The sequence below is a fragment of the Sphaerisporangium sp. B11E5 genome, from assembly GCF_039871875.1.
GTDB lineage: Bacteria > Actinomycetota > Actinomycetes > Streptosporangiales > Streptosporangiaceae > Sphaerisporangium.
Genome location: NZ_JBDPMD010000009.1, coordinates 205,547 through 216,733 on the forward strand (window position 1 = coordinate 205,547; position 11,187 = coordinate 216,733).

Sequence of the window (11,187 nt, forward strand, 5' to 3'; positions counted from 1 at the left end):
ACCCCGGACGACCCGTAGCGCAGAGGCTGGCCAATCACGTGTTCGAGACGCTTTCCGACCGGCTGACATCGGTCTTCTCCTCCCTGAGGTCCAAGGGGAGGCTGTCCGACGCCGACATCGACGCGACCTGTCGAGAGATCCGCATCGCCCTGCTGGAAGCCGACGTCGCGCTGCCCGTGGTCCGCGACTTCGTCTCCCACGTCAAGGAGCGGGCCCGCGGCACCGAGGTCTCCCAGGCACTCAACCCCGCCCAGCAGGTCGTCAAGATCGTCAACGACGAGCTGGTCACCATCCTCGGCGGCGAGACGCGCCGGCTGCGGTTCGCCAAGAACCCGCCGACCGTCATCATGCTCGCCGGCCTCCAGGGCGCCGGCAAGACCACCCTCGCGGGCAAGCTCGCCCGCTGGCTGCGCGAGCAGGGCCACGCGCCCATGCTGGTCGCCGCCGACCTCCAGCGGCCGAACGCCGTGCAGCAGCTCCAGGTGGTCGGTGAGCGCGCGGGGGTCGCCGTCCACGCGCCCGAGCCCGGCAACGGCGTCGGCGACCCGGTCGCGGTGGCCCGCGGCTCCGTCGACCACGCCCGCCGCCTGCAGCACGACATCGTCATCATCGACACCGCCGGCCGCCTCGGCATCGACCAGGAGTTGATGAAGCAGGCCGCCGACATCCGCGACGCGGTCCAGCCCGACGAGGTCCTGTTCGTCGTCGACGCCATGATCGGCCAGGACGCCGTCACCACCGCCCAGGCCTTCATGGAGGGCGTCGGCTTCGACGGCGTGGTGCTCACCAAGCTGGACGGCGACGCCCGCGGCGGCGCGGCCCTGTCGGTGCGTCACATCACCGGCCGTCCCATCATGTTCGCCTCGACCGGTGAGAAGCTCGAGGACTTCGACGCCTTCCACCCCGACCGCATGGCGTCCCGCATCCTCGACATGGGTGACATCCTCACCCTGATCGAGCAGGCGCAGCGCACCTTCGACGAGCAAGAGGCCGCCAAGATGGCCGGCAAGCTCGTCTCCGGCGACGGCTTCACGCTCGACGACTTCCTCGAGCAGATGATGATGGTCCGCAAGATGGGGCCCATCAAGAACCTCCTCGGCATGATGCCGGGCATGGGCCAGATGCGCGACCAGCTCAACCAGGTCGACGAACGCGACCTCGACCGCGTCGCCGCCATCATCCGTTCGATGACCCCCGGCGAGCGCGCGGAACCCAAGATCATCAACGGCTCCCGGCGGGCGCGCATCGCCCGTGGCTCCGGCGTCACCGTCACCGAGGTCGCCAACCTCGTGGTCCGCTTCTTCGAGGCGCAGAAGATGATGCGCCAGATGGCCGGCGGCATGGGCATCCCCGGCATGCCGGGCGGGCGCAAGGGCAAGGCGGCGCAGAAGAAGGCCAAGAAGGGGCGCCGGGTCAGCGGCGACCCGCGCAAGGCCGCGCTCGGCAAGGCCGCGTCGCCCGGCGGGTCCGGCGACACGCCCCGGCTGCCTCCGGGCCTCGGCGGGCTCGGCGCGGGCCAGTTGCCCCCCGGCCTGGAGCTTCCTCCAGGTTTCGACCCCTCCAAGCTCAAGCTACCCGGGCAGAAGTAGGCACCTGCGGGCGAAGCGGGGCGTCGATTCGGCGCCACGCCGGTTGTCTGGCACAATGGCACGTTGGAACACCGTGACCGTGGATGCCCTCTCACCTCCGCGCGTCACGGACTGTCCCTCGGGCGGTCTTCCCGCCGTGCCCCACTCGGCGAGACGCCCGCTCACCCACGCTTTTATCGCCCAGGAGAGACCACACCCGTGGCAGTCAAGATCAAGCTCAAGCGGCTCGGCATGATCCGCAACCCGCAGTACCGCATCGTGGTGGCGGACAGCCGCACCAAGCGTGACGGCCGTGCGATCGAAGAGATCGGCCTTTACCACCCGAAGGAGAACCCTTCGCTCATCCAGGTGAACTCCGAGCGGGCGCAGTACTGGCTGGGTGTCGGCGCGCAGCCGACCGACCCGGTGCTGAAGCTGTTCAAGCTCACCGGCGACTGGCAGAAGTTCAAGGGCGAGCCCGCCCCGGCGCCGCTGCTGGTGGCCGAGGCCAAGCCCGACCGCCACGCCGCATACGAGGCCGCGGCCAAGGAGTCGCTCGCCGCCGACGCCGGCGGCAACACCGCCACGACGCAGCGCAAGAGCAGGAAGGCCGCCGCGCCGAAGGCCGACGACACCGCCGCGACCCCGGCCGAGCCGGCCGCCGCGGAGGAGAAGCCGGAAGGCGAGGCCTGAGGTGCTTGAGGAGGCCCTTGAGCACCTGGTCAAGGGCATCGTCGAACATCCCGACGACGTCCTCGTGCGCGGGCGCCGCATCCGCAGCGGCCGCGTCCTTGAGGTCCGGGTCCATCCGGAGGACCTCGGCAAGGTCATCGGGCGCGGCGGCCGCACGGCCAAGGCGCTTCGCACCGTCGTCAACGCTCTCGCCGACGGCAAGTACGTCCGGGTCGACCTGCTCGACCTGAACGAAGCCCGGTAACGCGGCGACGCGCGCGAGACCCTCGCGACAGGGGACCCCCGGCTGCCGGGCGGTCCCCTGTCGTGCTTTCCACGGCCACATCCATTGGAGGAACAGCGACGTGCAGCTGGTCGTCGGCCGCATCGGCCGCCCGCACGGCGTCCACGGTGAGGTCACCGTCGAGGTGCGCACCGACGACCCCGAGGCGCGGTTCAGCCCGGGGACGTCCATCGCCACCGACCCGCCGCAGGCCGGGCCGCTGGTCATCGAGGGCGCCCGCTGGCACAAGAACATCCTGCTGCTGCGCTTCGCCGGCGTGGCCGGGCGCGAGGGCGCCGAGGAACTGCGCGGCACCATGCTCGTCATCGACTCCGGCGACGTGCCGGCGCCGACCGACCCCGACGAGTTCCACGACCACCAGCTCATCGGCCTCGCGGTGGTGACCGTCGGCGGGGAGCCCGTGGGCGAGGTCACCGAGGTCCGCCACCACGGGCAGGACCTTCTGGTGATCCGCCGCGGCGGCGACGAGGTGCTGGTGCCGTTCGTCAAGGCCCTGGTGCCCGAGGTGGACCTCTCCGGCGGGCGTCTCGTGGTGGACGCGCCGCCCGGTCTCCTCGACCCCGACCAGGCGTTGTGACGGGGGCCGCCATGCGCATGGACATCATCACGATCTTCCCCGAGTACTTCGCGCCGCTGGACGTCTCCCTGATCGGCAAGGCCCGCGCCAAGGGGCTGCTCGACATCCGGGTGCACCAGTTGCGCGACTGGACCCACGACGTCCACCGCACCGTGGACGACACGCCGTACGGCGGCGGGCCCGGCATGGTGATGAAACCCGAACCCTGGGGTGAGGCCCTGGACGCCGTCATCGGCGACGCCGCCGGCCTGCCCCGGCTGGTCGTGCCGACGCCGAGCGGACGGCCGTTCACCCAGGAGACGGCCCTGGAGTACGCCAAGGAGCCGTGGCTGCTGTTCGCGCCCGCCCGCTACGAGGGCATCGACGCACGTGTCATGGCCGAGTACGGCACCCGGCTGCGCGTCGACGAGGTCGGCATCGGCGACTACGTGCTCGCCGGGGGAGAGGCCGCCGTGCTCGTGATCGTGGAAGCCGTGGGGCGCCTGCTGCCCGGCGTGCTCGGGAACGTGCACTCCGCGGCGGACGACTCCTTCGCGCCCGGCGCCATGTCCGGCCTGCTGGAGGGCCCCGTCTACACCAAGCCGCCGGTGTGGCGCGGCCACGACGTGCCGCCCGTCCTGCTGTCGGGCAACCACGGCGCGATCGCCCGCTGGCGCCGGGACCAGGCGCTGCGCCGCACCGTCGCGAACCGGCCCGAGCTGGCCGCCCGGCTCGACCCGCGCGCGCTGGACAAGCGGGACCACGAGGTGCTTCGCGAGGCTTCGTTTCGCTTCACGCCCGAAGATATGGCAGACTGAATCGCTGTTGCCGACTGCCCTGCGGTCGGCGGGGCCGGGACCGAGCGACCCGGCAGCCGAGACGAATTCAGTCCAGCGCCCGCGTCTTCCTCGCCGCCATGCCCAGGGCATGGCCGGGCGGACCTCCGGGTGCTCGCTTCACACAAGTTGAGGAACGCCGTCATGCACACGCAGATCCAGGAGCTTGAGAAAGCCTCCCTTCGCAGTGACATCCCGCAGTTCCGCCCGGGTGACACGCTCGAGGTTCACGTGCGCGTCGTCGAAGGCAACCGCTCCCGCGTGCAGGTCTTCAAGGGCTTCGTGCTGCGCCGCCAGGGCGGGGGGCTGCGTGAAACCTTCACTGTCCGCAAGGTGAGCTACGGCGTCGGTGTGGAGCGCACCTTCCCGGTGCACAGCCCGGTCATCGAGAAGATCGTGGTCGTGACCCGCGGCGACGTCCGCCGGGCCAAGCTGTACTACATGCGTGAGCTGCGCGGGAAGGCCGCCCGCATCCGCGAGAAGCGCGACGCGCTGCCCGCGGGCAAGTAGGGTCCGGCGTGTGGCCCGCACCCACCTGGGATGCGGGCCATTGTGCTGCCCGGGCGACGCGGTTTCTCGGCCGCTATACCGAGTCGGCGACCCGCCGGGCGGGAGACATCATTTAGGCTCGACAGCGATGACTTGCTACATCCGGGGGACGGCGGGCCGTGCCGCCCTGTCGAAGACGAGGTAGAGCGTGGTCGCGGAAGACACCAAGCCGTCAGCCAAGGGCGGCAAGGAGAAAAAGGGCTCTTTCTGGCGTGAACTGCCCGTCCTCGTGGTGGTGGCGCTGGTCCTGGCGCTGATCATCAAGAGTTTCGTGGTGCAGGCGTTCTACATCCCGTCGGAGTCGATGGAGCCGACTCTGCTGGTCAACGACCGGGTTCTCGTCAACAAACTCGTCTACCACACCCGGGACATCGAGCGGGGCGACATCGTCGTGTTCTCCGGCGTCGACTCCTGGGCCGCCGAGGTGGTGGTGCCCGAGCCGGCCAACCCCGTCGCGGGCTTCTTCCGCTGGGTCGGCACGGCCTTCGGGGTGGTGCCCGGCGAGAAGGACTACATCAAGAGGGTCATCGGCCTGCCCGGCGACGTCGTGAAGTGCTGCGACGCGAAGGGGCGCATCACCGTCAACGGGGTGCCGCTGGAGGAGAAGGCCTACCTCTTCCCCGACGACGAGCCGTCCCAGAAGTTCTTCGAGATCAAGGTGCCGAAGGACCGGCTGTGGGTGATGGGCGACCACCGGTCGGTGTCGCTGGACTCCCGGTCCCACCAGGGCGACCCCGGCGGCGGGGCCATCCCGATGGACAAGGTGGTCGGGCGGGCCTTCGTCATCGTCTGGCCCTTCTCCCGCGCCGCGATCCTCCCCATCCCGGACACCTTCACCCAGCCGGCCCTGCACCACGCCGCCGCCTTCACCACCGCCGCCACCCCCCTGCTGCTCGGCTTCGCCGGCGCCGTACCCCTGATGGCCCTGCGCCGCCGCCGCCCCCTTCGCTCCCAGAAGCCCAGCATCTTCAAGCCCCCCAGCACCACCGACACCAAGAAATGACCGTAACCACCCCTCCCCCCGACGAAGCCGTCCCTGACGGCCCACCCGTACCCCCCTCCGGCCACGCCCCGTCCGCGGCCGAGCCGTCCACGACCGCGGCCACACGGACCCCTGCTGCCGCTGGGCTGCCCGCAGTCGTGACTGAGTCGTCCACGGCTGCTACTGGCCCGTCTGTAGTCGTGACTGGGCCGTCCGCGGCTGCCGCCGGCGCGTCTGCGGGTACCGCCAGGCCGTCCGCAGACACCGGCGAGGTGCCCGCAGGCACTGCCGGGACACCCAGAGGCACCGCCGGCACGTCCGCAGGTGCCGCCGGGTCGTCCGAGGGCACTGCCGGTGCGTCCGCAGGCACTGCCGGGACACCCGGGGGCACTGCCGGGATACCCGAGGGGATCGCCGGGACACCCGGGGCCATTGCCGCGACGTCCGCAGGCACTGCCGGGACACCCGGGGGCACTCCCGGTGCGTCCGCAGGCAGTACCGGGACATCCGAGGGCACTGCCGGGACGCCCGAGGGGATCGCCGGGACACCCGGGGCCTCTGCCGCGGCGTCCGCAGGTGCCGCCGGGATACCCGGGGGCACCGCCACAGACGGGCCGCCATCCGGGGACCCCGACGCCTCTTCCACCTCGCCCGAGGGCGCCTCCCCTCCCGCACCACCTGAGGACGCCTCCCCTCCCGTTGGGGGGAAGCGGCGCCGGTCCGGGTGGCTGGAGTCGGTGCTGCTGGTGGCAGGCGGCGTCGTCGCCGCGCTGCTGGTCCATGTGTTCGTCCTGGACTCGTTCTACATCCCGTCGGAGTCCATGGAGCCGACGCTCGAGATCAACGACCGCCTGATCGTCAACAAGCTCTCCGGTGACATCGGCCGCGGCGAGATCGTGGTCTTCAAGGGCTGGGACGGCACTCCCACCGTGAAGCGTGTCATCGGCGTCGGCGGCGACCGGGTGAAGTGCTGCGACGCCGACGGCCGCATCACGGTCAACGGCACCCCTCTGCACGAGGACGCCTACCTCCACCCCCAGGACTTCCCCTCCCAGGAGAAGTTCGACGTCACCGTGCCCAAGGACCACCTGTGGCTGATGGGCGACCACCGCGCCGCCTCCGAGGACGCCCGCGCCCACCTGAACGAGCCCGGCAAGGGCGTCATCCCCGTCGACGCCGTGATCGGCCGCGCCGTGGCCCGCTACTGGCCGCTGGACCGCCTGACCACCCTCCCCGTCCCCGGCGCCTTCTCACGCGTCCCCTGAACCGGCCACGCGCTCGGTGGTGCCGATAGCCGTACCCGTCGGGGCCATACGGGCGTAGGCTTGGCCGCATGGTCGTGCTCGAATTGTCGTTCGACGGCACCGGTGCCCGGCCCGCTCGCAGGCCGGTCGACTTGCGGTGGGGCGGCGAGCCGGCAGCCTTATGAGCGTCCTCTATCGCCCGCGCCCGAGCATCGTCCGGCGCGACTCGGGCCTCTACGGCTACGAACGCGCGCTGGCCAGGCGCGGCTTCTCACCCGTCGCCGGCGTCGACGAAGCGGGCCGAGGCGCCTGCGCCGGCCCGCTGGTCATCTCCGCCGTCGTGCTCGGCGCCCCCATCGAGGGCCTGGCCGACTCCAAGCTGCTCACCCCCGCCCGCCGCGAGACGCTGCACGACGAGATCGTCGCCCGCGCCCGCGCCGTCAGCGTCGTGGTGATCCCCTCCGACGAGATCGACCGCCGTGGCCTGCACAAATGCAACATCGCCGGCATGCGGCGGGCCGTCGCGGGTCTCGGCTGCGATCTCGGGTACGTTCTGATCGACGGGTTCCCGGTGCCGGGCCTGCCCGCTCCGTCCCTGGCCGTCTGGAAGGGCGACCAGGTCTCCGCGTGCGTGGCCGCGGCGTCCATCGTCGCCAAAGTGAGCAGGGATCGCATCATGACCTCACTGGACGAGCGGTACCCCCTGTACGGCTTCGCCGACCACAAGGGCTACGTCACCGCCGCCCACCGCCAAGCACTGGCGTCCCATGGCCCCACCCCGCATCATCGGTTCTCCTTTGTGACCGTGAACTCGGTGATGCGGTCCGGGCCAGCCATCGAGATAGGCGACAATGGTGTGGGGGCCGGTGTCGCCTGAAGGCCGCACCGGTGCAAGCAGGAAGGGGAAGGGCCGGGATGAGCGCGGAGGATCTCGAAAAGTACGAGACCGAGATGGAGCTGCAGCTCTACCGTGAGTACCGCGACGTGGTGGGCCTGTTCACCTACGTCGTGGAAACCGAACGCCGCTTCTACTTGACCAACTCGGTAGACCTGGACGTCCGCACCGCCGAGAACGGCGACGTCTTCTTCGACGTCAAGATGCAAGACGCCTGGGTCTGGGACATGTACCGCCCAGCCAGATTCGTCAAAAACGTCCGAGTAGTAACCTTCAAGGACGTAAACGTAGAAGAACTAGCCAAACCCGACCTAGAAATGCCCAAGGAGGGCTTCTCCTCCTAACCCTCTCCGAGGTACACACCCTCCACCCTCCTGCCGTCCAACGCTCCCACTCCCCAGGAACGCCCCCCTCCACCTCCAGGGGCCCTATCTCCACGCCACCAGAACGGCGCGACATCCACAGCGCCCCCGGCCCCGCCACCCGGCGACTTCCTCCGTGCCCCCTCGCCTCCCGATCACCGCGCCTCCCTGTGCCGACACGGTGCCAGTAAGAGCCGGTCCGGCGTTCTCGGCGTCCTACGGCGGCCCACCTCCGTGTTCCCTTGTCTCCTGGCCACGGCGCTTCCCTGTTGCGGCGCGATGCCAGTAAGAGGCGGTACGGCGTTCTCGGCGTCGTGCGATGGCTCACCTCCGTGTTCTCTCGCCTCCTGGGCATGGCGCTTCTCTGTTGCGGCGCGGTGACGGTGAGAGGTGGTACGGCGTTCTCGGTGTCGTGCGGTGGCCTACCTCTGTGTTCTCTTGTCTCCTGGCCGCGGCGCTTCTCTGTTGCGGCGCGGTGACGGTGAGAGGTGGTACGGCGTTCTCGGCGTCCTACGGTGGCCCACCTCTGTGTCTTTTGCTTCCCGGCCACCGCCCTTCCTGTTCCGGCGCCGCTGCGGCGAGAGGCGGTACGGCGTACTCGGTGCCGCCGGGCGGTGGCCCGCCTCGGTATTCCCTCGCCTCCGCGAGCACGGCGCCTCTCTGTTCCGGCGCCGCGACGGTGAGGAGCGGTACGGCGATTCCGGCGCCGCTGTACGGCGGCCCGCTTTCGGGTTTCCTTGGTCTTCCGGTCCCGGCCCCCTCTTCCGGCGCCGCGACGGTGGGGCCGCCGTACAGCGTCCGAAGTTCCCGCGCCGGATAGTCAGCAGCGGGCCGTTCGAACAAGACCCAGCCCCTCAACCAGTGGCAAAGGCTACGGCGCTGAGAGCTCCAAGGGCCGCCCAAGAGGCGGTAAGTCCTTCGGCTGAGCGCCGAGGAGGCGTGGCAAGGTCTGGGCGACAAGGGGATGCGGGACATCCTTGGCCGCCTCCGGACACGTTATCCACAGAACCGAATTCGAGGCCGGCGGCGGTTGTGTGCATCAGGCAAGGTCAGGGCCGGAGGTGGTCCTATGGCCGAGATACATGACCTGGGAAGACACGGCGAGCGGCTCGCCGTCGACTTCCTTCGAGCGGCAGGATTGAAGATCCTGGAACAGAACTGGCGGTGCGACAGCGGCGAGATCGACATCCTCGCCAGCGAAGGCTCGGTGCTCGTCGTCGTCGAGGTGAAGACACGCTCAGGCCGCAGCCACGGCACCGCGTTCGAGGCGGTGACCCGCGCGAAATTCGCCCGCCTGCGCACCCTGGCCGGCAAATGGCTGAGCACCCAGAAGAAATGGTTCTCCGCCATCCGCGTCGACGTCATCGCCATCGAGCGCTTCGCGGGTGAGTTCGTGCTGCGCCACGACCGGGGGGTGTCCTGAGATGGCCGTCGCCCGCACCCGCTCGGTGGCCCTCATCGGCGTCAGCGGCCACGTCGTCGAGGTGGAAGCCGACGTCGGCCACGGCCTCGCCGGCGTCAGCCTCATCGGCATGCTCGACACCGCCCTGAGCGAGGCCCGCGACCGCGTCCGCTCCGCCGTCATCAACAGCAGATACCCCTGGCCGGACGCCCGCGTCACCATCAGCCTCTTCCCTGCCAGCCTGCCCAAACGCGGCAGCCTGTTCGACCTCGCCATAGCGGTCGCCTTGATCGGCGCCGCAGGCATCGTCCCCCGCCGTCACCTCTCCCAGCCCTTCTTCATCGGCGAGCTGGGCCTGGACGGCACACTCCGCCCCGTGCGTGGCGTCCTCCCCGCCGTCATCGCCGCCGCCGAGGCGGGCGCCCGCACGGTGGTCGTCCCCATGGCCAACGCACCCGAGGCCGCTCTCGTCCCCGGCGTCCGCGTGATCCCCGCCCTCACCCTGGCCGAGTTGATCGAGTCCATGCGCACCTCCGACCCCACCCACCTGGCCCCGCTGGACGGCATCCCCGACCCCTTGCCCGCACCGCCCTACGCCTCCCAACCCGCGCTCACACCCCCCGCCCCGGCGACCGACCAGATGACCTGCCCACCCGACCTGGCCGACGTCGCCGGCCAGGCGATAGCCCGCCGCGCCTTGGAAGTCTGCGCGGCAGGCGGCCACAACCTCTGGATGCTCGGCCAGCCCGGCACAGGAAAGACCATGCTCGCCGAGCGCCTCCCCGCCCTCCTCCCGCCACTCGACCGCGACCAGGCCCTGGAGGTCACCGCCATCCACTCGGTCGCCGGCACCCTCCCACCGGGCCGCCCCCTGCTGGAGCACGCCCCCTTCATCGCCCCCCACCACACCGCCACCGTCGCGGCCATCGTCGGCGGCGGCAGCACGATGATCCGCCCCGGAGCCGTCTCCCTCGCCCACCGAGGCGTCCTCTTCCTGGACGAAGCCCCCGAGTACCCCGCCCGCGTCCTCGACTCCCTGCGGCAACCCCTGGAATCAGGCCAGGTCACAGTGGCGCGTGCCGCGATGACGGTCACGTTCCCCGCCCGCTTCATGCTGGTGCTGGCGGCCAATCCCTGCCCCTGCGCCGAGCCGGCCACCCCCGAGAACCCCTGCCGCTGCACCCCGAGCGAGCGCCGCCGCTACCTGGCCCGCCTGTCCGGCCCGCTCCTCGATCGCGTCGACGTCAAGGTGCGCCTCGCCAGATCGACCAGGCGCGAGCTCCTGGCCGACCGCCAGTTCCTGGAAACCAGCGCGACCGTCGCCGAACGTGTCCTTGCCGCAAGAGAACGCACCGCCAAACGCCTGGCAGGCACCCCCTGGCGCTGCAACGCCGAAGTCCCCTCCCAAGCCTTGCACGGCCGCTTCCGCCTCCCCTTACCGACGATGTCCCCCCTCTACCGCTGCCTGGACACCGGCGAACTCAGCGCCCGCGGCCTCGACCGCGTCCTCCGTATCTCCTGGACCCTCGCCGACCTGACCGGCAAACCCGAACCCGAACTCCCCGAGACCACCACCGCCCTGGCCATGTGGACCGGCCTCGAATGACCCCACCCACCCCACACAAACCTCACCAACGAAACGGCACCCACCCATGCTCACCCACCCAACCGCCACCACCCCACCAACATCGCCCGACACCCCAACACCCCCCGCGCCCCAAGCCCTGAACGAGGTACCACCAAACGCCCCACCGGCACACACCCTCGACACACCACCACAAAACGCAACCCCTAAGCCCCCACCACCCACCCCAAGC

12 protein-coding genes are annotated in these 11,187 nt (G+C 70.5%); all 12 read left to right on the plus strand.

The window, feature by feature from the left end; translation table 11 throughout:
- Positions 1-38: 38 nt before the first annotated feature.
- Positions 39-1,589 carry a signal recognition particle protein gene (ffh, locus tag ABGB17_RS12425; RefSeq protein WP_347628669.1) on the plus strand — a complete coding sequence of 517 codons (1,551 nt, stop codon included), beginning with the start codon at positions 39-41 and terminating at the stop codon, positions 1,587-1,589.
- Between the two features lie 198 nt (positions 1,590-1,787).
- Complete coding sequence (rpsP, locus tag ABGB17_RS12430) at positions 1,788-2,261, plus strand: 30S ribosomal protein S16 (protein WP_347628671.1); 474 nt, start codon at positions 1,788-1,790, stop codon at positions 2,259-2,261.
- A gap of 1 nt (position 2,262) precedes the next feature.
- A complete protein-coding gene (locus ABGB17_RS12435; RefSeq protein ID WP_184979457.1) occupies positions 2,263-2,505 on the plus strand; it encodes an RNA-binding protein in 243 nt (80 codons plus the stop codon).
- A 100-nt stretch (positions 2,506-2,605) separates the two neighbouring features.
- Positions 2,606-3,121 (plus strand): ribosome maturation factor RimM, encoded by a 516-nt coding sequence (gene rimM, locus ABGB17_RS12440; RefSeq protein WP_347628673.1) that lies wholly within the window; start codon positions 2,606-2,608, stop codon positions 3,119-3,121.
- An 11-nt stretch (positions 3,122-3,132) separates the two neighbouring features.
- Entirely contained in the window at positions 3,133-3,918 is a 786-nt protein-coding gene (gene trmD, locus ABGB17_RS12445) for a tRNA (guanosine(37)-N1)-methyltransferase TrmD (protein ID WP_347628675.1), read from the plus strand.
- Positions 3,919-4,080: 162 nt separating this feature from the next.
- The gene (rplS, locus tag ABGB17_RS12450) at positions 4,081-4,446 is read left to right on the plus strand and encodes a 50S ribosomal protein L19 (protein WP_184979460.1); all 366 of its coding nucleotides are present in this window, start codon (positions 4,081-4,083) and stop codon (positions 4,444-4,446) included.
- Between the two features lie 187 nt (positions 4,447-4,633).
- Entirely contained in the window at positions 4,634-5,488 is an 855-nt protein-coding gene (gene lepB, locus ABGB17_RS12455) for a signal peptidase I (RefSeq protein WP_347628677.1), read from the plus strand.
- A gap of 716 nt (positions 5,489-6,204) precedes the next feature.
- Positions 6,205-6,732, plus strand: coding sequence for a signal peptidase I (lepB, locus tag ABGB17_RS12460; protein WP_347628679.1), 528 nt, complete (start codon positions 6,205-6,207; stop codon positions 6,730-6,732).
- Positions 6,733-6,892: 160 nt separating this feature from the next.
- Complete coding sequence (locus ABGB17_RS12465) at positions 6,893-7,588, plus strand: ribonuclease HII (RefSeq protein ID WP_347628681.1); 696 nt, start codon at positions 6,893-6,895, stop codon at positions 7,586-7,588.
- Positions 7,589-7,626: 38 nt separating this feature from the next.
- The gene (locus ABGB17_RS12470) at positions 7,627-7,950 is read left to right on the plus strand and encodes a DUF2469 domain-containing protein (protein ID WP_030511723.1); all 324 of its coding nucleotides are present in this window, start codon (positions 7,627-7,629) and stop codon (positions 7,948-7,950) included.
- Positions 7,951-9,037: 1,087 nt separating this feature from the next.
- Complete coding sequence (locus ABGB17_RS12475) at positions 9,038-9,391, plus strand: YraN family protein (RefSeq protein WP_347628683.1); 354 nt, start codon at positions 9,038-9,040, stop codon at positions 9,389-9,391.
- A 1-nt stretch (position 9,392) separates the two neighbouring features.
- Complete coding sequence (locus tag ABGB17_RS12480; RefSeq protein WP_347628685.1) at positions 9,393-10,976, plus strand: YifB family Mg chelatase-like AAA ATPase; 1,584 nt, start codon at positions 9,393-9,395, stop codon at positions 10,974-10,976.
- Positions 10,977-11,187 lie beyond the last annotated feature (211 nt).